Below are 19,833 nucleotides of genomic sequence, written 5' to 3' on the forward strand. Positions count from 1 at the left end.
GATCGACCAGGGGGCTGGCCCGCCTCCCCGCACTTAAAAGTGTTGGTCCCGACCCAGCGACACCCGAGGACCGCAGGCGGTTGGTGGCTGAGCACCGTCACGTTTCCCTGAGACAACTGTCGAGCAGGCGCAGACCTCAGCACAAAGATCCACAGAACGGACTCTACTGGTAGCCGCGGATCTGGCAGAACGCCCGGCCCAGGTCACCGTCCCGCGCGTCCCACAGCTCACCGCCGGTCGACGAGGCCACCTGGCGCATCTCCTGCTCCGCGGCCTCGCCGAACAGGATCGGGAACACCCGCACCGGGTGCGGCGCGGTCGCGAGGAACGACGTGAAGTCGCCGAGCGCGCGCCCCGCGTTGCTCTCCCCGTCGGTCATCAGCACGATGCTCGGGAACCGCTCGCCCGCGTCGGCGAACAGGCCGTACGCCTTGACGAGCGAGTCGTACACGGCCGTCTCGCCCTCGGCGCGCAGCCCGTCGATCGCCGTGCGGATCGCGTCGCGGGACGACTGCGGCGACTCCGCCGACACCGTGAACGTCGTCGGCTCCCCCGCCACGCTCGCGAACGGCAGCAGGATCACCTCCTCGCGGCTGCGGAACCGGCAGTACCGCCCGGACAGGGTCGTGTCCACGCCGGTCAGGCCGGTCAGCGCGGTCTTCAGCGCGGCCAGCCGCTCCCCCGCCATCGACCCCGACACGTCGAGCACGTACACGGTCCGCGCTGGGGTGCGCAGCCGGTCGAAGTACGCCACCAGCAACGCGTCGATCGCCGTGCGCGTGTCCGGGAACGGCAGCTCCACCAGCCCGCTCGGCGCGCCGTCCGGCAGCCCGACGTTCGGCACCACCGCCCTGCGTTCGGTCTCCGCCACGATCGCGTTCTGCGTCGACTCCGCGCGCAGGTGGTCCACGAGCCGGCCGTACCCGTCGCGGACCTCGTCGGACGCGCCCGCGAGCAGCGTGAACGGGTAGTCGGCGCTGATCACACCGTCCGCCGGGTACACGATCGTCAGCGGTTCCGGCAGCTGCCGGTCGCGGTTGAGGGACCGCAGCGTGGACTCGTAGTTGACCAGCCCGTCGAGCGGGCCGCCCGGGTCCTCCCCGGTGGCGCGCCGCACGAACGAACCGGAGAGCCAGTCCGACGACCCGGCGGTCAGCCGCTGCCCGGAGAAGAACCCGGCGAGGCGGGGTGCGATCCGGTCGACGGCGGCGGCGTCGAGCGCGCGGCCCGAGCCGTCGAGCGCGGCGGCGACCGCCACCAGTGCGGAGAAACCGGTGTTCGACGCGGCCGGGTCGGTCATGCCGTAGGTGAACTCGCCGCGCTCGGCCGCGGCCGCGATCTCCGACCAGGTGGGTGCCTTCGCGTCCCAGCCGAGCCGCCGCGCGGCAGGCTCGCGCACGCCGAGCACCACGGGTGAGCCCATGATCCGGGTGGTGTTCGCGAGGCGCTTCTTCGCCTCCGGGATGGTCTGCAGGTACCGGGTGGAGGAGAACCACACGGCGTCGTACCGGCCGTCGGCGGCGCCGCTCGCGACGGTCTCCGCGCCCTCGAGCGTGCCGAGGTAGGTCATCTCGACCGTCACACCGGTCTCCTCCGCCGCCTCGGCGAGCAGCGGTGCCATGTCCCGCAGCTCCGACCCGGCGAGCACCCGCAACGTCACCGCGGGCCCGGACGAGGACTCCGGTGCGCTGGTGCAGCCCGCCAGCGACACGGCTGCCAGCACGGCGACCAGGAACTTTCTCACTGCGCGCACCTCGCGGCGTTCTGTGCCGTCGGCGCGAGCGCGGACAGCATCGTCTCCAGCACCTCGAACGACGGCGACTCGACCACGTCCACCGGACGCGGCCGCTTCGTCACCGGCTGCCCGCTCGGCTTCTCCGGGCGGAACCCGTGCTCCTCGGCCAGGCGCACCAGGTCCGGGTCGTCACGCAGCGCCTGGCCGACCCCGCGGCCCTCCTCGGTGACCGGGATCAGCGTGTGCCGCGAGTAGACGGTCGGCCTCGGGTAGACCAGCACGTTGTCCGCGCCGAGCTGCGGCGGTGGCGCGGTCGTGTCGTACTGCGCCTCGTACACCAGCGCCAGCGGCGTGCGGCCCATGCCGTCGACGACGTAGTTGTCGAACAGGACCTGGCTGGTCTCCGGCTTGTCGCCCTGGTCGAAGATCAACCTGCACAGGTCGGGCAGCACCTGCCGCGCCTGCTCGGACGTGGTGACGATCGCGCCGCCGTTCGCGACCTGCGAGGCGATCGACAGGTACATGATCGCCGAGTTGGAGTCCTGCGGGTCGGTGGTCGACAGCAGCACGGTCTTGCGTGCCGGGTACTCGACGTTGCCCTCCAGCCGGTCCCAGGTGACACCGCGTCGCGCGAGGTCCAGCAGCGCGGCGATGTCGAGCACGTCGGTGCCGTCGGACGCCTTGCGGATCACGCCCGCGCGGGTGAGCACGGCGACGATCGGGCGGAACGTCGCGACCGCCATGGGGGTGGAGAACAGCGGCAGCCGCTCGTCGATCTCCAGTGTCTGCTGGATCTTCTGGGCGGTCGGGGTGCTGGACGGGAACGCGAACGCGTAGCCGTTGCCCGGTTGCGACAGGCTGTCGAGCATCTCCCGGGAGCCGCGGGAGTCGACGTCGACCTCGTAGCCGAGGCACGCGAGCCGCGCGGTGACCCGGTCGTCGTCGAAGAACGGTTCCTTCTCCGACCCGATCACGCCGCGGACCGGGACCGCGGACACGCAGCCGTCCGCGGCACTCCCACCGTGGCGGGTCACGACGACCGCCGCGACGATGATCAACACGACGCCGGCGGCCAGCGCCACGATCCGGGTACCGGTCCAGCCGGCACGCGAACTCGCCATCACCCGTCCACGTCTTCGATACCGGTGTCGAGGACGCGCAGGTCCTCGGGCAGCAGCGTGCCGGTGTCGACCAGCACCCGCTGCAGGTTCGCCTTCAACGCCTCGGCCGGCGCGGTCTCGCGGGTCAGCCGTTCGATGCCCGCCGCGGTCAGCCGGTGCCGCACCCCGTCGACGACGGCCTCCGCTTTCCTGTCGTTCCACCCGGACTGGCCGGGCACCTTGTTGAGCAGCTTCCCGGTCTCGTTCCAGGACAACGGGAGCGCCTGGTCCTCGCGGTCGAGCACGGCGGAGAACATCGCGACGAGCACCAGCCACTCGCGGCGGGTGAGCGGCAGGCGCAGGTTGCCGGTGCTCGTGTCGGGCCGGACCGCGCCCCGGTGCCGGTGCCCGTCCGAGACCAGCACCTCCACCACGTGCAGCTGCGAGCCCTGGATGTAGAGCGGGGTGTAACCGATGGGCAGCGGCGCCTCGTGCGCACGCAGGAGCGGTGCCGTGTCCGGCATCCGGATCGGCAGCTTGCCGCCGTTGCGCACCACCCACCGCGTGCCGGTGCCGTGCTGGACGCAGCGCAGCAGCGCGTGTTCCCTGCTGACGTAGCCGTCCTCGCCGCCGATCGCGACGTGCACGTCCGGCGCGTTCCGCCCGACGACCAGCGACCGCCCAGCCACGGCGGCCGCCGCGTAACCGCCCGCGTCCCCGAGGACGAACAGCGTGCCGACCGGTGCCGCCGCACCGGCGAACAGCGGCTCGGCCCGCACCAGGCTGGGTGTGAGACGACCCAGTGGATACATACCTTCTGTCATGCCGACCTTCTTGTGTGTCAACGTCTTCGTGTCCCCGACGCTACGGCCCCGGCTTCGGGAACCCTCCCGGATCCAGCGTCGGGTCGCCCGGCCGCACCGGCTCGCGCCTTGGCCCCCACAGCCCGAACCCGACGAGACCGCCACCCGCGGCGAGGAGCGGCAGCAGCAGCCAGAACAGGCTCGCGTCGACGACCCCGCCGACGAGGAGCCCGAGTGCGACGACCGCGCCACCAAGCCCGGCCGTGGCGATCCGCGGCCCGTTGGCGGGCACGACGCCACCCGGCTGCGTGGCCACCGGCACGGGAGCGGCGGACCGCACCGGATTCTGCGCGGGCCACAGGGCGGCGACGACGCTCGCGGAGCCCGACGGCGGCGTGAACGGCGGTGCGAGCGCGGCACGGGCCGCGGCCGCCATCTCCCCGGCGGACTGCCAGCGCTTCTCCGGGTCCTTCGCGAGCCCCTTCGCCACCACGTCGCGCAACGCGACGGGCAGGTGGTCCGGCAGCGGCGGCGGGTCGCGCAGCACCTGGGCGGTCAGGATCGCCATGTCCTCACCGTCGAACGGCTTGACCCCCGCCAGGCACTCGAACAGCACCACGGCGAGGGAGTACACGTCCGCGCGGTGGTCCGGGGTGACGCGGTCGCCGAGCCGTTCCGGCGCGATGTAGGCCGGGGTGCCGACGAGCTGGTCGAGCCTGGTCACGGGCGGCGCACCGCTGGTGTCGACGGGGTGCGCGATGCCCCAGTCGAACAACAGGACCTGCTCGTCGTCACCGTCCGGCTCGACCATGATGTTCGACGGTTTCACGTCGCGGTGCCGCAGGCCCTTTCGGTGCGCCGCGTCCAACGCCGACGCCACCTGCCGGACAATGTTCACCGCCCGTTCAGGTTCTATTCGACCATTTTTAAGAATTGTCGCGAGGTCGGTGCCGTCCTCGATGAACGGCATCACGATGTAAGGCCGCCCCTCGACCGAGAAGTCCCACACCGGCAGGATGTGCGAATGCCGGATCTGACCGGCGAGCTTGCATTCCCGCCGGAACCGTTCCTGCAGCTCCGGGTCGGTCAGCGCCTGCTTGGCCAGCAGTTTGATCGCGACCTCGCGGTCGTTGCGGGTGTCGTGGGCGAGCCACACCTCCCCCATTCCGCCACGCCCGATCAGCTGGGCCAACTCGTACGGACCAACCACGTCGGTCACCGATCACCTCATCGCGAACACCGGCATTGGGGACGCCGAAATCGTACGTGTGCGACCACGCGCGCGGACCGGCCCGGGCATTTTGATGACAATTCTTCACCATCGGTGAAATGCACGCGCCCACCGGCGGGCGGAACGTTCCGGTGTGCTGCGGTGGTCGAATCCGACGGTTCGCCCACGGACGCCACGGCACGGCAAGTACTGTTCCGCCCGTGACGCTGCTCGGTGGGCGATACCGGCTCGAAGGGTTGCTCGGCCGGGGTGGGATGGGTGAGGTCTACCGGGCGGTCGACACCGTCGGCGACCAGGCCGTCGCGATCAAGGTCCTGCCCGCCGCGGCGGGGCGGGAGCACGCCGACCGGCTGCGGCGCGAGGCGAAGGTCGCCGCGGGACTGCACGACCCGCACATCGTCGAGATCCTCGACACCGGCACGGACACCGAGCACGGCGACTCCCAGCTCTACGTGGCGATGCGGCTCGTCGACGGCGCGGACCTCAAGCGGGTGCTCGCGGGCGCGCCCATGGCCCCGTCCCGCGTCCTCGCGCTGCTCACCCAGGTCGCGCAGGCGCTGGACACCGCGCACGCGGCCGGGGTCGTGCACCGCGACGTGAAGCCCTCCAACATCCTCGTCGGGCCGGACGACACGGCGTACCTCACCGACTTCGGCATCGCGCGGCCGCTGGACCCCGAGGCCACCAGGATGACGGTGACCGGCGGCTACGTCGGCTCGCTGGACTACATCGCGCCGGAGCAGCTGCGCGGGCTCGACGTCACCGGCGCCGCCGACGTGTACTCGCTCGCCTGCGTCCTCTACGAGTGCCTCACCGGGCACGTCCCGTTCCCCGCGATCGACCCGGCCGCGAAGCTCGCCGCGCAGCTCAACACCGTGCCCGCCGCGCCGTCGGCGCACCAGCCAGCGGTCCCGCCCGCGCTGGACCTCGTCGTCGCCACCGGCATGGACAAGGACCCCCGGCGCCGGCACGCGACCGCGGGACAGCTGATGGCCGCCGCGCAGGCGGCGCTCGCCCGGTCCACGCTCCACGAAGGAGACCGCACCACCCCGGCCGTCGCCCTCCCCCAGGGCGATCCCGCGCTGCCGGGCCAGCAGGTGATCATGCGGGCGATCGTCTCGGCGGCCGCCGAACGGGGCGGCGTGGTGACGCGGCCCGACAACGCGGCCGACGTCAGCCCCTACCCCGGGCTGCGCAGCTTCGGCGCCGCCGACGCCGCCTGGTTCTACGGCCGCGACGCCGAGACCAGCGACCTGCTCGTCCGCCTGTCCGGGAAGCTCGGCACCGGCGGACCGCTGGTCGTGGTCGGCGCGTCGGGCAGCGGCAAGTCGTCCCTGCTGGTCGCCGGTCTGCTGCCCGCGCTGGACAAGGCCGCGGCGGAGACCGGCGCGGACCGGTGGCCTCGGGTCGTGCTCACGCCGGGCGACCGGCCCGTCGACACGCTCGCCGCGCGGCTCGCGGGCGTGATCCAGGTCGACCCCGGCACCATCGCCGCCACGATCCGCCACGGCCCGGCGCTGTTCGGGCAGCAGGTCCGCGCCGCGGCCGAGCGGACGGCGCGGGCAGGCGGACGGCTGGTGATCGTCGTCGACCAGTTCGAGCAGCTGTTCACCGACGGGGCGAGCGGGCCGGAGCGGGTGGCGTTCGCGACCGCCCTGGCCAGCGCGTGGCCCGCGCTGGTGCTGATCGCGGTGCGCGCCGACTACGTGCCGGACTGCATCGCGCTGGAACCGTTGCGGCCGGGGTTGGACAGCCCGTTCGTCGTCGGCCCGCTGGGCGCCGCCGCGTTGCGTCAGGTGATCACGCTGCCCGCGACGCGCGCCGGGCTGGTGCTGGAGGACGGGCTCGTCGACCGGCTGATCAGTGACGTCGGTGCCCGTGACGGCTCCGGGTTCGCGCAGGGCGCGCTGCCGCGGCTCGCGCACGCGCTGCGCGCGACGTGGCAGAACCGGTGGGGCAACGTGCTGACGCTGCGCGGTTACCAGGCGACCGGCGGCGTCGACCGCGCCGTCGCGGTGACCGCCGACCAGCTGTACGGGCTGCTGCACCCCCACCACCAGGACGTGCTGCGCGCGACGTTGCTGCGGCTGGTGCGGGTGCTGCCCGACGCAGGCCTGTCCCGCCGCACCGCCGCGCGCGGTGAGCTGGACGAGCGCGCGGTCGCGAGTCTCGTCGACGCCCGCCTGGTCAGCGTCGACGACGACGGGGTGCGGCTCTCCCACGACGCGCTGCTCACCGCGTGGCCGCGGCTGCGGGCGTGGGTCGACGCGGAACGGCAGGACCTGCTGCTGCGCCAGCGACTCGACGAGTCGGCCACGAACTGGGCGGAGAGCGGCCGCGACCGCGGTGACCTGTACCGGGGCACCCGGCTCGCCGCGGCGGTCGAGTGGGCCGGCCACCACCCGCTCACCCCGCCGCAGCAGGAGTTCCTGCGCGCGAGCGAACGGGAACAGCGGCGCGGCACCCGCAGGCTGCGGACCGTGATCGCCGCGCTGGCCGTGCTCCTCGTCGCCTCGCTCGCGGCGGGTCTCGTCGCCTACTACCAGACGCGGGTGGCCGACGACCGGCTGAGCGAGGCCGAGTCCCGGCGGCTCGCCACGCTCGCCGAGCAGGCGGCCGACACCTGGCCGAGGCAGTCGCAGCTGCTCGCCGCGGCCGCCTGGCGCCGCGCGCCGACGCGGCAGGCGCGGGAGGCGTTGCTCGCGACGCAGAACCAGCGGCTCGACACCGTGCTGTCCGGGCACGAGGGAGCCGTGGTGTCGGTGGCGTTCGACCCGCACGGGACGACGCTCGTCAGCGGCGGGGTCGACGGGACGGTCCGCGTGTGGGACCTGGCCACGCGGAAGGGCCGCGTGCTGTTCCGGACCGACCAGGCGGTCAACGCCGTCGAGTTCTCGCCGGACGGGCGGCGGCTCGCGGTCGGCAGCACCGACGAGAACCTGTACCTGCTCGACGCGGAGACCGGCGACGTGCGGCGGAAGATCGGGCACGGCGCGCCGGTGGTCGCGGTCGGGTTCAGCCCCGATGGCAGGGCGGTCGTGACGACCAACGGCACGCCACAGCTGTTCGACGCGGCGAGCGGGCGGCAGCTCGGCGACCCGCTCATGGGCCACGAGGACATCGTGACCAGCGTCCAGTTCACCGAGGACGGCGAGCAGATCGTCACCGGCAGCCCGGACGCGTCGATCCGGATGTGGGACGTGGTCACGCAGGCGCTCGTGCGCACCATCCCCACCGCGGGCCCGTGCCTGTTCGTCGCGTACGACCCGGACCACGACGTCGTCTCGTGCCGGAACGGGACCACCATCGGCCGCTGGGACATCGCGACCGGGGAACGGGTCGGCGACCCACTCACCGGCCACACCAACACGATCCAGGACCTCGCGTTCGGGATGGACGGCCAGGTGCTGGCGTCGACGAGCGCGGACCGCACGGTGCGCCTCTGGTACCTCAGGACGGGCCAGCAGATCGGCGAACCCATGCAGGGCAGCGAGGACGACACGTTCGGTGTCGCGTTCAGCCCGGACGACCGGGTGCTGGCGGTGGCGAGCGGCGACGGGAACATCATGCTGTGGCAGCCCGTGCTGCCCGCGGCGGCCGGGCGGACCGCGTTCAGCGACATCAGCGCCGACGGCGACCTCGTCGCGTTCGCCGACGACGAGACCACGGTGACCACGTGGGACGTGGCGACCCACGAGGCCGCGGGCCCGCCGCTGAGGTGCGCCCGCGGCCCGGTCGGTCCGCCCACGTTCTCCCGCGACGGCGAACGGCTCGCCGTACCGTGCCCGGAAGGACTCGTGGTGTGGACGGTCGGCGGCGACGAGGTGCGGAGGTTCGACGGCCTGAAGGTGACCGCGGCAGCCTTCTCCCCCGACGGCGACACACTCGCGGTGAGCACGGACGAGCCGGGCGGCGAGGGCGGCGCACTGGAGCTGGTCGGCCTCGGCGAGGATGGCGACCGGCGCGAGCTGTGGAGCCACGAGGACGACGACCAGACGGTGTGGAGCATCGCGTTCAGCCCCGGCGGCGACCAAGTCGCCGCCGGCACGCTGGACGGGGTGATCACGTTGTACGACACCGAGTCCGGCGAGCAGGACGGTGCACCGCTGACCGGGCACATCGACGCGGTGCAGGGCATCGCGTTCCAGCCGCACGGGCACCTGCTCGCCTCGTCCGGGTGGGACAACACGGTCCGCATGTGGGACCTGAACACCCACGAGCAGTCCGGCCCGTCACTGACCGAGCACACCAAGCGCGCGGTCACGCTGTCGTTCTCCGCCGACGGCACCCGCCTGGCGTCCGCGGGCTGGGACGGCATCCCCCTGATCTGGGACGTCGCGGACCAGACCGTGCAGTCGGCACTGCGCGAACCCGGTGACATGCAAGGGATCCGGTACCTCGCGGACGGCACACTGGTCGGCACGGGCGGCAGCGGCCTGATCGCGACGTGGGACATCGACCCGGACGCGGCGCTGGCCGACGTGTGCGCCCGCCTCACCCCACTCGACGAGGACGAGTGGCACCAGTTCACCGCGGACGTCCCCTACGTGCCGCAGTGCTGACGAGCGGTGCGACAAGGCCAGAGCCGCAAAGGCACGCGCGTGGAGGGCGCGAGCCCCATAGACCACCGCCAGGTCATGGCGCGATGTTGAACCAGTCGACACGGCCCGGTTTGAAGTCCATCCCGTTCGGCACGCCGACACCGGTGAAGTCGGTGGCCAGCGTCTGCCAGGTTTCCCCCAACCAGAGCCGGAAACTGTGCCGCACCTCCTCCACACCGCGCCCGTACCACCGGATGAACACGATCTTCGAACCCATGCCGCACACCACGATGTACGGGCTCGCACCCGGCGGCCGCGGTGCGTTGAGTGGTTCCAGAACCGGGTCGTAGCCCCGCTTCCGCTCGTAGCTGATGCTCGCCGGTTCTCGCCTTCCGACCACGTTTCGTCGCCCCCATCCGAGTTGGACGTGAGGATGATCGGCCCGTTTCCGGCCTTGTTACGGCTGAACCAGCGATTCTGTCAACAAGTTGTCATGAACGGACTGTCCACAATGATCATCTCGACAGGTGGGGATCCAGACTTGCGAGCAGCACCGCGTCGCCCGCCCACAGCCAGGATCGACCGCGGCGGCCGTTCTGCCCGCAGCGTAACCAGCACGCCACTCGCCACCACGGATGTCAGGATGGTCCTATGGCGGACATCCTGCGCTTCCCGCGCAAACACGAGCAGGAACGGGAACCCGACCCACTGTGGCGGGACGTTCTGGGTCCCCGTCTGCGCACCACCCGCGAGGAACAAGGCGAACGCCTGGTCGACGTAGCCGAGAAGGCGGGCATCTCGCCCCAGTACCTGTCCGAGATCGAACGCGGTCGCAAGGAACCGTCCAGCGAGATGATCGCGGCGGTGACCGGCGCACTGGGCCTCGACCTGCCCGACCTCCTCATCTGCATAGCGAGCGACGTACGACGAGCCCGCACCCGGCCCGCCGGTCCGGTCCTCCTCGCGGCCTGATCACGGCCGCTGGTCGAGCACCTGATCAGCCAACCCGTACCCCACCGCGTCGACGGCGTCGAACACGCGGTCCCGGTCCGTGTCGTGGCGCAGGTCCGTGACGCTGCGACCGGTGTGCGCGGACAGGATCTCCTCCAGCTGGTTGCGGACCCGCACCACCTCGTCGGCCTGCAGGATCAGGTCGGGGATGGTGCCGCGGCCCTGAGCGGCGGGCTGGTGCAGGACCACCCGCGTGTGTGGCAGCACGGCACGACGCCCGGGCTCCCCCGCCGCCAGCAGCACCGCCGCGGCCGACACCGCCTGGCCGACACACGTGGTGGCCACCGGCGCCTTGATGTAGGTCATGGTGTCGTACAGCGCGAGCGCGGCGGAAGGGTCGCCGCCCTCGGAGTTGATGTACAGGTCGATCTGCTGTTCCGGGTTGTCCGCCTCCAGGTGCAGCAGCTGCGCGATCAGCGCGTTGGCCACGCCCGCGTCGATGGGCGTGCCGAGGTAGACGATCCGTGACGACAGCAGGTGCGAGTAGACGTCCATGATCCGCTCGCCGCCCGGGACGCGGGTGATCACGTTCGGAATGGTGTAGGTGCTCATGCTGACAACCCCAGTTCGTGTGTGCGTACCGGCACGACCTGCGTCAGGTTCCCGACGACGTGGTCGATGAAGCCGTACTCCAGTGCCTGCGCGGTGGTGAACCAGCGGTCGTGGAGCGAGTCGGCGAAGATGCGGTCGACCGGCTGACCGGTGTCCTCCGCGATGAGGGCGAGGACCGTGTCGCGGGTGTGGCGCAGGTCGTCGGCCTGCACCTCCACCTCGACCGCGGAGCCGCCGATGCCCGCGGAACCCTGGTGCATCAGGATCCTGGCGTGCGGCAGGGCGTACCGCTTGCCCGGCGTGCCCGCGGACAGCAGGAACTGCCCCGCGCTGCACGCCAGCCCGAGCGCGAGCGTCGCCACGTCACACGGCACGAGCCGCATCACGTCGCGGATCGCCAGCATCGACGGCACCGAGCCGCCGGGCGAGTGGATCCACAGCGCGATGTCCTTCTTGGGGTCCTCACTCGCGAGCGACAGCATCTGCGTCGCGAGGACCGTTCCGTTGTCGTCGTCGAGCACGCCGTCGAGCACCAGCACGCGCTGGCTCAGGAACCGTTCCCGCAACCGGTGGTCGAACATCGGCGGCCTGTCGTCGTTCGTCATGTCCCCGACAATGCCGCCACCGGGGAACGTTCCGCCGCCGACGCTGCTGTGGGCAGATCCGCTCACGGCAGCGTCGTAGACTCCCCGGCGGTCAAGCAGATCAGGGCGGCGCTGGCGGAGGAGGACAGGTTCCGGCGTGAGGTGGCCGCGTCGCACAAGGTCTCCGGGGCGTACGTGCGGCTAATGCTGTGTCCACATTGGTTGGCCGGGTGAACGTTGGTGGACACAGCATTAGACCCGCACCACCACGTCGAGGGTCCGGGCCCGCTCCTCCCGCGTACCGACCGGGTGGACGATCAGATCGGTGGCACCCGCCTCGCGGTAGCGGCGCAGTTCGCGCAGCACCGTTTCCTCGTCGCCGGTCACCAGCGCCTCCGCGGGGCCGGCGAGGCCGCCGCGGTCGAGCATCGCGCGGTACGCCGGCAGCTCGGCCGCCGCGCCGTACCTCGCCGCGACCTGGTCCCGCGCCCCGTCGGGGTCGTTGGTGACCACCACCATCGGCATCACCGCGATCCGTGCGTCTCCCATCCTGGGCACCAGGTAGTCGGCGACCTTCTCCGGCCGGACCCAGATCGCGACCGTGCCGTCGGCGTGGTCCCTGGCCACCGCCAGCATCTTGGGTCCGAGCGCGCCCACCAGCACCGGCGGCGGTGGCACGGACACCTCCAGCTTGGTGTCGACGGTGAAGAACTCGCCCCGGTAGGTCACGTGCTCGCCCGCCATGAGCGGGCGCAGGACCTCCAGGTACTCGCGGGTGTGCCGCGCGGGCGCCGGGTACGGGAGACCGAACCAGCCGGTGATCACGGCCTCGTGGCTCGGGCCGATGCCGAGGGTGAGCCGTCCGCCGGTGAGTGCCTGCACGGTGACCGCTTCGGTCGCGAGCGCCACCGGGTGGCGCGGGTAGGTCGGCACGACCGCGGTGCCCAGCTCGGCGGGACCGTCGCCCATCCCGGCGAGCGCGGTCAGCGGGTCCCACCCGCCGGGCAGCTGGTTGGTCCAGACGCTGTCGAGCCCTCTGGCGTCCGCCGCGTCCTTCAGCACGTCGCCGATCTGGCCGGCGGCGTTGATGTGTGTTCCGATCCGCATGCCGCCAGTCCAGCGCGGACGGGCGCGCCGAACCAGCACCACCTGGCCCGCGCAGCGATCATCGAACGTGATCGCACGTAGCATCGGCGGGGTGGAGCTGCGTGCGCTGCGGTACTTCGTGACGGTCGCCGAGGAGCTGCACTTCGGGCGCGCGGCCGAGCGGCTCGGCATCGTGCAGCCCGCGGTGAGCCAGCAGGTGGCGCGGCTCGAACGGGAGCTGGGGGTGCGGCTGCTGGACCGGACCCCGAGGACGGTCCGGCTCACCGAGGCGGGCCGCCGGGTGCTCGACGCCGCCCGGGACGCGCTCGCCGCGGCGGAGAAGGTCCGCGCGGTCGCGCACCGGCTGCCCGGCACCGTGCGGATCGGCACCGCGCCCGGCCTCACCGGCAGGCTCGAACGCGGCATCGACGCGTTGCGCGCACACAACCCGCGGCTCGACGTGGTCCTCGTCGACCTGCCCGTGACCGCCCGGCTCACCGCGGTGCGGCAGGGGGAACTGGACCTGGCGCTGGCCCGAGGCCCGGTGACGGCGCCCGGGGTACGGGTGGTGCCCGCGTGGTCGGAGCCGCTGCACGCGGTGGTGTCCACGCGGCACCCGCTCGCCACCCGCGACACGGTGTCCCCGCACGAACTGGCCGGTGACGTGCTGCGTGTGCCGTCGCCCCGCACCGACCCACCACTGCACGACGCGATCACCGCGGCACTGCGGGAGATGGGTGTGCGCCCACCGCTGGGCAGACCGGCCGGCACGGTCGAGGCCACGATCGTCGAGGTCGGCGCCGACCCGGCGAGCTGGACCCTCCTGCCCGCGGACCAGCTGGCGGGCGCCGCCTCCACCCGCGTCCGCGCGATCCCCCTCGACCCACCGCTGTCGGTGACCGGCAACGTGATCACCCCGGTCGACGACCTCCCGGAGCACTGCACGCACACCACGGTCGCCGCGTTCCGCTGAGGTCCCGGCGAGACGAACACAGCGCACCCCACGGGTGCCGCAACGTTTGCCGGGTTGCCGTGAAAGGCGCGTTTAGGACGGGCCGGGGCCGCGCACGGGTCCGTACTAGCGCTCGTACACCGCCTGCGGCCACTTCCCGCCCGGCAGCTTGTTGTGGTCACCGACCTGGCCCACGATGTCCCGGATGTTGGCGACCACCGCCATGAACTCCTCACCGAGCCCCACGAGGAGCTTGACGCCCTCGGCGAGGGCCTCGCCCACGGCGTCCGCGAGGTTGTCGAGCGCGAACGCGATGCCGACGACGGTCGCCCCCTTGACGGTGACCACCAGGAACTTGCTGAGGACGTCGACCGCGGTCTTCGCGAGCTCCACGACGAACTTCACGTTGGCCGTCGCGATCTTCATCAGCCACTCGCTGATGAACGCCGCCCGGGACGCCACGTCGACGACGGCGTCCTTCTGCACCCCCATCCGCCGCCGGTACTCGCCGGCACCGGCACCGTCCCAGTAGGCGAGGTCCGGGTTGGCGGGCTCCGACACCTTCGACGACATGTCGGACACGGGCGTCTGCACCTGGGTGATCCAGCGGAAGCTCTGGACGATCAGCGACAGCACCGGCACGTGGTGCTCGACCGCGTACTTCACGAGCCCGACCAGCTGGTCGATGCCCTTCTTCATCGTGTCCAGTTGTTTCTTGAGCACGAGGAGCACCGGGGCGAACTGGAACCGGTGGTCGTAGATGTACCGCACCACCCCGTTGAAGTTCTCGCAGACGCCGCCTACGGCCTCGCCCATCTGCCGCATGCCGGTCTCGAACGGCTCGACGAACCCGTAGTCCACGCCCCCTCCCGGGAGCGGTTTGAGCGTCACTTCTCCATCTCCCCGTAGACCGCCCGCATGTTGTACTCGCCGGTGTTCTCCGCTTCCTCGTAGGTCGCCGCGATCTTCTGGACCGCGTCGGCGATCTGCGTGAACTCCGTGGCGGCGCTGTCGAGCACACCCTCCATGAAGGACCGGTAGACCTCGTAGGCCTTGGCGTGCGCCGTCGCGTCGAGCGTGCGGATGGGCAGCAGCGCCGGGTCGCCGACGAAGAACGCGGACATGCCGAGCGTCGCGTCCCTGATCTCGCGGACGACCGCCTCCATGTCCAGCGCGAGGCCGTCCCACTTGGGTGCCTCGTCGCGGACGGCCTTCGTGATGACCTTGAAACCGGGCATTGCCTCTCCCCTCTCAGCCCTCGACGGCCAGGCCGGCGTCGGTGAAGACCTCCAGCACGTCCCCGCGGAGCACGCCGGCGTTGGCGTAGCCGAGGACGTCGGCGTTCGCGGTGAGGCCGGTGGCCATGCCGCCACGCACGTGCAACGTCACGTAACCGTGCTCGCTGCGCCACTCGGTCTCGTCCGCGTCCTCGCCTCCTGGCAGCGACTCGGCCCGCCGCGCCGCGAGCAGCCGGGCCTCGTTGTCCGCGAGGGTCAGGTTGACCCGCGCCAACTGTTCCTCGATGGACAGTTCGGGCGGCGGCGCCTGTCCGGCGCGCCGCGCGGTCCGCTCGTCGTCCCTGGCGGACATCTCGATGACCAGCGCCTTGTGCATGGCGGCCGTGTACACGCCGTACAGCGTCTCCGCGAACCGGGCCGGGTCGAGCCGGTCGGCCCACCGCTCGGCGAGCCGGACGTCCACGAGCAGGCCGCGGTAGTCGACCGTCACCGAGACCGACCGCGTGGGCTCGTCGGCCTGGTAGGTGTCCGACGGCTCACCGCCGCCTGCCGCGTCCAGCGCCGCGTCCGCCTGTTCGCGGAGGGTTTCGTCGTCCCCCAGCACGTCCAGGTCAGCGAGCACGAACGAGTCCCCCGACATGGGTCTCCCTTGTGATCGACAACGGCCGGAGGCTAACAGCGGATCGAGGAGATCGCCTGGTCAAACGGCACAGGGCGCGCACATCGCGGCGCTCGCCTTGACCCGTTCCCGGCGGTGATCGTATGGTCGGTGTTCCACTGTGCGACGTTCGTTCCGCTACACGGCACACTTCGGCAGGGGTGGCGATGACGGCACTGGCGAACCTGACGGTCGTCGACCTCACCCAGGTGATGGCCGGGCCTTTCTGCTGCCAGCTCCTCGGCGACCTCGGCGCGGACGTGATCAAGGTCGAGCCGATCGGTCGCGGCGACGCCACGCGGGAGGCCACCGGGCAGCGCCTGCCGAACGGGGAGAGCGCCGCGTTCCTCGCCGTCAACCGGAACAAGCGCAGCATCGCCATCGACCTGCGCCGCGCGAGCGGGCTGGCCGCGTTCCACCGGCTGGTCCGCGGCGCCGACGTGGTGGTGGAGAGCTTCCGGCCCGGCGTCGCGGCCCGGCTCGGCATCGACTACCCGGCGCTGCGGGCGATCAACGAACGGCTCGTGTACGCGTCGATCTCCGGGTTCGGGCAGACCGGCCCGTACGCGGCCCGGCCCGGCTACGACCTGATCGCGCAGGCGATGTCGGGGATCATGAGCGTGACCGGCGACGCGGGCGGGCCGCCGACGAAGTCCGGGGTGCCGGTCGCCGACCTGTCCGCCGGGCTGCTGTGCACGGTCGGCGTCCTCTCGGCCCTGATGTCCCGCATGGTCACCGGCCGGGGCCAGGCCATCGACACGTCGCTCTACGACGCGGCGCTCGCCATGTCCGTGTGGGAGACCGCCGAGCTGTGGGCCACGGGTGAACCCCCTTCCCGGCTCGGGTCCGCGCACCGCGTGAACGCGCCGTACGAGGCGTTCCCGACCCGCGACGGCCACCTCACGATCGGCGCCAACAACCAACGGCTCTGGATGCGGCTGTGTGCCGTGCTCGACCGGCCGGACCTGCTCGCCGACCCGAGGTTCGCCACCAACGGCGACCGGGTCGCCCACCGCGCCGAGCTGGCGGCGGAACTGGCGGACTCACTGTCCACAGCGGACACCGAGGAGTGGGTGCGGCGGCTGCTGGACGCCGGGGTGCCCGCCGGTCCGATCCGGGACTACGCGCAGTCGTGCGCGGATCCGCACACGCTGGCGCGCGAGATGGTCGTGGAGATGGACCACCCGGTGGAGGGCACGGTCCGCGCGCTCGGCATCCCGGTCAAGCTCAGCGAGACCGCGGGCACGATCCGCCGCGTGCCACCGGCGCTTGGCGAGCACACCGCCGAGATCCTGCGCGGCGCCGGCTACACGGCCGACGAGATCGCCGCGCTGCGGGAAGAAGGAGCCGTGGCATGACGATCGAGGTCACCGTCGACGGACCGGTCGCCACCGCGACGGTGAACCGCCCGGAAGCCCGCAACGCCATGACGATGGCGATGTACCGGGCCCTGGCCGACTTCTGCGACCGCGTCGACGCCTCCGGCGACGTGCGGGTGGCGGTGGTGCGCGGCGCGGGCGGCAAGGCTTTCGTGTCCGGCACGGACATCGCCCACTTCCGCGACTTCCGCACCGCGTCGGACGGCCTCGAGTACGAACGCGAGATCGAGGCGGTGCTGGCCCGGCTGGAACAGGTGACGGTGCCGACGATCGCGGTCGTGGAGGGCTACGCGACCGGCGGCGGGCTCAGCATCGCGGCGGCGTGCGACCTGCGCGTCGCCACCCCGTCCGCCCGGTTCGGCCTGCCGATCGCGAGGACACTGGGCAACTGCGTCTCGATGCCGACGTACGCCAGGCTCGTACACCTCATCGGCGCGGCCAGGGCGACGCACCTCATCTACACGGCGGGGTTCGTCGACGGAGCGGAGGCCGTGCGGATCGGGCTGGCGTCCGAGCTGGCCGACGACGTGGACGCCCACCTGGCCGACTTGTGCGAGCGGCTGGTGTCGCACGCCCCGCTCACGATGCGGGCGAGCAAAGTGGCCTTGCGGCGGCTGCGCGACCAGGCCCTGCCACCTGGCGAGGACCTCGTGTCGCTGTGTTACGGCAGCGAGGACTTCCGCGAGGGCGTGACGGCGTTCCTCGACAAGCGGCCACCACAGTGGCAAGGCCGGTGACCGCGCCGCATGCCCTGAAAGCGCCTTTCAGGGCATCAGGCCGGTGGGCGCCGGTAGCCGAGCGTGGCGCTGACCCGCTGCGCCGCCTCCGTGATCAGCGCGCCGTAGCGCTCCCGCAGCCCGGCAGGCATGCGGCTGCCCGGCGCGGAGATCGACAGGCTGGCCGACACGACGCCCTCGTGGTCGAAGATCGGCGACGCGACCGCCGAGATGTCCGTCCGCCACTCCCCGACGTTGGTCGCGTAGCCACGCTCACGCACCGCGGTCAGCTCCGCGAAGAAGGTGTCCCACTCGACGATCGTCGCGTCGGTGTGGCGGACGAGTTTCTCGCCGAGGAGGGTCCGGACCTCCTCCTGGGTGCGGTGCGCGAGCATCGCCTTCCCGTTCGACGAGCCGTGGAGGGGGACGGCGCTGCCGAGTGTGATCACCGCCCGGATGGGGTGGTCGGTCTCCACCTTCTCGATCAGCACCGCCCGCTCGCCCTCGAGGACCATCAGGTGCGCGGTCTCGCCCGTCTCCTTGCGCAGCTCCCGCATGATCGGCAGCGCGGCGTCGCGGACGGAGAGGTCCGCGACGGCGTGCTGTCCGATGTGGAGCGCCCGCGTCGTGAGCACCCAGCGCGTCTTCTCCGTACCGTCGGGGCAGATCCAGCCCGCTGTCCACAGTGTCTGGAGCGCGCGCTGCACCGTCGTCTTCGGCATCCGCAGCTTGCGCGCCAGCTCACCCACCCCGGCGGGTTGCGTGAACGCGACCTCCTCGAGCACCCGGAAGGCCGCGAGCACGGTCCGCATCCCCTCACTCATTCCGGCAGTCTATGCAAGACGGGTTCACAGCCAGCCCGGCAGCACGAAGATCGTCCAGGCGAGTGCCGGCGCCACGACGATCATGGACAGACCCCACCGCATCAGCCCTCGGAACACCCGGTCCCGCACCTCCGGGCCACCGCTCGCGACCACCAGCGCGCCGCTGGTGGAGAACGGCGACGAGTCGACGACCGACGACGAGATCGCCAGCGCGATGATCATCCCGACCGCGCCGATCTCACCGCCGAGCAGGAACGGCACGGCGAGCGGGATCAGTGCGCCGAGGATGCCGGTGGTGGACGCGAACGCCGACACCGCACCGCCGATGAGGCAGATCACGAACGCGGCCAGCAGCGGCACACCGATGCCCGCGACGCTCTCCCCGAGCATGTCGATCGTGCCGATCGTCTGCATGATGCCGACGTAGGTCACGACGCCGCAGATCAGCAGCACGGTCGGCCACGCCACCTCACCGACGCTCCCCTTGCAGTCGTCCGGGAACAGGACGCAGATGACCGTGGCGATGGACAGCGCGAGCAGGCCCACGTCGATGTCGAAGACCAGCGCGCCGACGACGAGCACCAGCAGACCGGCCAGCGTGACGATCCGCTGCGCGTTGAGTCCGGCGACGGCCTGGTCGGGCTCGGTCTTCGTGGCCACCGTGGTCCTGCCGGCGGGCGCGCCGCCGGAGGTGGGCTCCGGCTCGGTGTCCTGGTCGACGGTGTCGTTCGCCTGCTCCTCGCCGTCGGCCCGGCGGCTCAGCAGCTCGCGGCCGCCGAACATGAAGAACACCGCGACGCTCAGCAATGCGTTGAACAGGAACGAGCTGACCCACAGCAGACCGGGGTTGCCGGGCAGGCCGCTGCGTTCGACCACCCCGTTGGTGATCACGCCGAACACCGCGATCGGCGAGAAGCCGCCCGCGCTGGCGCCGTTGATGATGAGCAGGCCCATCAGCATCGGGTTGATGCGGTGGCGGGCGGCGAAGCTCAGGCCGATGGGCGCCATGATCGCGACCGCGCCCGGCACGACCGCGCCGACAGTCGTGAGCACGCTCGTGACCACGAACATCACCCACGGGATGAACGCGATCCTGCCGCGCACGGCCTGCACGCCGACGTGGACGAGCCAGTCGACCGTGCCGTTGCCCTTGGCGATGGCGAACAGCAGCGTCACGCCGACCAGCACCACGAACAGGTCACCGGGGAACCCGGCGAACAGGTCGTCCTCGCTCACGTCGAAAACGAGGGTGCCGAGCAGGAACGCACCGAGAAAAGCAATGGCACCCATGTTCACGGAACGCAGGGTGGCGAGCAGAACAATGAGAACAAGTCCGACGATCGAAATTATCTGCATCGACATTTCGACTCCCAACGAGGCGACGTCGACTCGGGCGGGGACATGACCAATATGGCGTGACTCA

The 19,833-nt window shown here is 71.7% G+C and carries 18 protein-coding genes; 5 read left to right on the plus strand and 13 right to left on the minus strand.

Annotated elements, in window-relative coordinates; all coding sequences use genetic code 11:
• Positions 1-163 precede the first annotated feature (163 nt).
• The 4 genes from FHR82_RS07585 to FHR82_RS07600 are packed head-to-tail and all read right to left on the minus strand — an operon-like array spanning position 164 to position 4,857.
• A complete protein-coding gene (locus FHR82_RS07585) occupies positions 164-1,744 on the minus strand; it encodes a VWA domain-containing protein (RefSeq protein WP_184809579.1) in 1,581 nt (526 codons plus the stop codon).
• Positions 1,741-2,856, minus strand: a complete 1,116-nt coding sequence (locus tag FHR82_RS07590; RefSeq protein ID WP_184809580.1) for a hypothetical protein — start codon at positions 2,854-2,856, stop codon at positions 1,741-1,743. The genes FHR82_RS07585 and FHR82_RS07590 overlap by 4 nt, the downstream gene beginning before the upstream one ends.
• Positions 2,856-3,659, minus strand: coding sequence for an FHA domain-containing protein (locus FHR82_RS07595; RefSeq protein WP_184809581.1), 804 nt, complete (start codon positions 3,657-3,659; stop codon positions 2,856-2,858). Before FHR82_RS07595 ends, FHR82_RS07590 begins: the two co-directional genes overlap by 1 nt.
• Before the next feature lie 40 nt (positions 3,660-3,699).
• Positions 3,700-4,857: a serine/threonine-protein kinase gene (locus FHR82_RS07600; protein WP_184809582.1), complete on the minus strand. Its 1,158-nt coding sequence runs from the start codon at positions 4,855-4,857 to the stop codon at positions 3,700-3,702.
• A gap of 212 nt (positions 4,858-5,069) precedes the next feature.
• On the opposite strand from FHR82_RS07600, the gene FHR82_RS07605 reads away from it, so the two are divergent.
• On the plus strand, positions 5,070-9,431 hold the full coding sequence (locus tag FHR82_RS07605) for an nSTAND1 domain-containing NTPase (protein ID WP_184809583.1): 4,362 nt from the start codon (positions 5,070-5,072) through the stop codon (positions 9,429-9,431).
• Positions 9,432-9,504: 73 nt separating this feature from the next.
• On the opposite strand, the gene FHR82_RS07610 is transcribed toward FHR82_RS07605, so the two are convergent.
• Positions 9,505-9,810, minus strand: a complete 306-nt coding sequence (locus FHR82_RS07610; RefSeq protein ID WP_184809584.1) for a hypothetical protein — start codon at positions 9,808-9,810, stop codon at positions 9,505-9,507.
• A 251-nt stretch (positions 9,811-10,061) separates the two neighbouring features.
• Between FHR82_RS07610 and FHR82_RS07615 the strand changes: the two genes are divergently transcribed.
• Entirely contained in the window at positions 10,062-10,382 is a 321-nt protein-coding gene (locus FHR82_RS07615; RefSeq protein ID WP_184809585.1) for a helix-turn-helix domain-containing protein, read from the plus strand.
• Here FHR82_RS07615 and FHR82_RS07620 read toward each other — a convergent pair whose 3' ends face one another.
• From FHR82_RS07620 to FHR82_RS07630, 3 genes are all read right to left on the minus strand, one after another.
• Entirely contained in the window at positions 10,383-10,973 is a 591-nt protein-coding gene (locus FHR82_RS07620) for a ClpP family protease (protein WP_184809586.1), read from the minus strand. It abuts the gene before it with no gap.
• On the minus strand, positions 10,970-11,578 hold the full coding sequence (locus FHR82_RS07625; protein ID WP_184809587.1) for a ClpP family protease: 609 nt from the start codon (positions 11,576-11,578) through the stop codon (positions 10,970-10,972). The genes FHR82_RS07620 and FHR82_RS07625 overlap by 4 nt, the downstream gene beginning before the upstream one ends.
• A gap of 231 nt (positions 11,579-11,809) precedes the next feature.
• Positions 11,810-12,664 carry a TIGR03564 family F420-dependent LLM class oxidoreductase gene (locus FHR82_RS07630; RefSeq protein ID WP_184809588.1) on the minus strand — a complete coding sequence of 285 codons (855 nt, stop codon included), beginning with the start codon at positions 12,662-12,664 and terminating at the stop codon, positions 11,810-11,812.
• 67 nt (positions 12,665-12,731) lie between these two features.
• On the opposite strand from FHR82_RS07630, the gene FHR82_RS07635 reads away from it, so the two are divergent.
• Positions 12,732-13,616, plus strand: coding sequence for a LysR family transcriptional regulator (locus tag FHR82_RS07635; protein ID WP_311770946.1), 885 nt, complete (start codon positions 12,732-12,734; stop codon positions 13,614-13,616).
• Positions 13,617-13,721: 105 nt separating this feature from the next.
• Here the strand turns inward: FHR82_RS07635 and FHR82_RS07640 are convergent, their stop codons facing one another.
• The 3 genes from FHR82_RS07640 to FHR82_RS07650 are packed head-to-tail and all read right to left on the minus strand — an operon-like array spanning position 13,722 to position 15,473.
• Positions 13,722-14,456, minus strand: coding sequence for a hypothetical protein (locus FHR82_RS07640; protein ID WP_184809589.1), 735 nt, complete (start codon positions 14,454-14,456; stop codon positions 13,722-13,724).
• A gap of 26 nt (positions 14,457-14,482) precedes the next feature.
• Positions 14,483-14,833: a hypothetical protein gene (locus FHR82_RS07645; protein WP_184809590.1), complete on the minus strand. Its 351-nt coding sequence runs from the start codon at positions 14,831-14,833 to the stop codon at positions 14,483-14,485.
• Positions 14,834-14,846: 13 nt separating this feature from the next.
• The gene (locus tag FHR82_RS07650) at positions 14,847-15,473 is read right to left on the minus strand and encodes a hypothetical protein (protein WP_184809591.1); all 627 of its coding nucleotides are present in this window, start codon (positions 15,471-15,473) and stop codon (positions 14,847-14,849) included.
• A 185-nt stretch (positions 15,474-15,658) separates the two neighbouring features.
• Here FHR82_RS07650 and FHR82_RS07655 point away from each other — a divergent pair, with 185 nt between their 5' ends.
• The gene (locus FHR82_RS07655; RefSeq protein ID WP_184809592.1) at positions 15,659-16,849 is read left to right on the plus strand and encodes a CaiB/BaiF CoA transferase family protein; all 1,191 of its coding nucleotides are present in this window, start codon (positions 15,659-15,661) and stop codon (positions 16,847-16,849) included.
• Positions 16,846-17,607, plus strand: coding sequence for an enoyl-CoA hydratase/isomerase family protein (locus tag FHR82_RS07660; RefSeq protein WP_184809593.1), 762 nt, complete (start codon positions 16,846-16,848; stop codon positions 17,605-17,607). The genes FHR82_RS07655 and FHR82_RS07660 overlap by 4 nt, the downstream gene beginning before the upstream one ends.
• Before the next feature lie 35 nt (positions 17,608-17,642).
• On the opposite strand, the gene FHR82_RS07665 is transcribed toward FHR82_RS07660, so the two are convergent.
• Complete coding sequence (locus FHR82_RS07665) at positions 17,643-18,410, minus strand: IclR family transcriptional regulator (protein WP_221463553.1); 768 nt, start codon at positions 18,408-18,410, stop codon at positions 17,643-17,645.
• 24 nt (positions 18,411-18,434) lie between these two features.
• A complete protein-coding gene (locus tag FHR82_RS07670; protein WP_184809594.1) occupies positions 18,435-19,772 on the minus strand; it encodes an SLC13 family permease in 1,338 nt (445 codons plus the stop codon).
• Positions 19,773-19,833: the final 61 nt, after the last annotated feature.

It is taken from the genome of Actinophytocola algeriensis (genome assembly GCF_014203735.1).
In the GTDB taxonomy this organism is placed as follows: Bacteria; Actinomycetota; Actinomycetes; order Mycobacteriales; family Pseudonocardiaceae; genus Actinophytocola; species Actinophytocola algeriensis.

Bases quoted from the DNA above. Each gene is read 5' to 3' on its own strand.
- FHR82_RS07655 (WP_184809592.1), top strand. From the start codon at position 15,659: ATGACGGCACTGGCGAACCTGACGGTCGTCGACCTCACCCAGGTGATG.
- FHR82_RS07650 (WP_184809591.1), bottom strand. From the start codon at position 15,473: ATGTCGGGGGACTCGTTCGTGCTCGCTGACCTGGACGTGCTGGGGGAC.
- FHR82_RS07625 (WP_184809587.1), bottom strand. From the start codon at position 11,578: ATGACGAACGACGACAGGCCGCCGATGTTCGACCACCGGTTGCGGGAA.
- FHR82_RS07590 (WP_184809580.1), bottom strand. From the start codon at position 2,856: ATGGCGAGTTCGCGTGCCGGCTGGACCGGTACCCGGATCGTGGCGCTG.
- FHR82_RS07595 (WP_184809581.1), bottom strand. From the start codon at position 3,659: ATGACAGAAGGTATGTATCCACTGGGTCGTCTCACACCCAGCCTGGTG.
- FHR82_RS07645 (WP_184809590.1), bottom strand. From the start codon at position 14,833: ATGCCCGGTTTCAAGGTCATCACGAAGGCCGTCCGCGACGAGGCACCC.
- FHR82_RS07660 (WP_184809593.1), top strand. From the start codon at position 16,846: ATGACGATCGAGGTCACCGTCGACGGACCGGTCGCCACCGCGACGGTG.
- FHR82_RS07665 (WP_221463553.1), bottom strand. From the start codon at position 18,410: ATGAGTGAGGGGATGCGGACCGTGCTCGCGGCCTTCCGGGTGCTCGAG.
- FHR82_RS07670 (WP_184809594.1), bottom strand. From the start codon at position 19,772: ATGTCGATGCAGATAATTTCGATCGTCGGACTTGTTCTCATTGTTCTG.
- FHR82_RS07620 (WP_184809586.1), bottom strand. From the start codon at position 10,973: ATGAGCACCTACACCATTCCGAACGTGATCACCCGCGTCCCGGGCGGC.
- FHR82_RS07615 (WP_184809585.1), top strand. From the start codon at position 10,062: ATGGCGGACATCCTGCGCTTCCCGCGCAAACACGAGCAGGAACGGGAA.
- FHR82_RS07630 (WP_184809588.1), bottom strand. From the start codon at position 12,664: ATGCGGATCGGAACACACATCAACGCCGCCGGCCAGATCGGCGACGTG.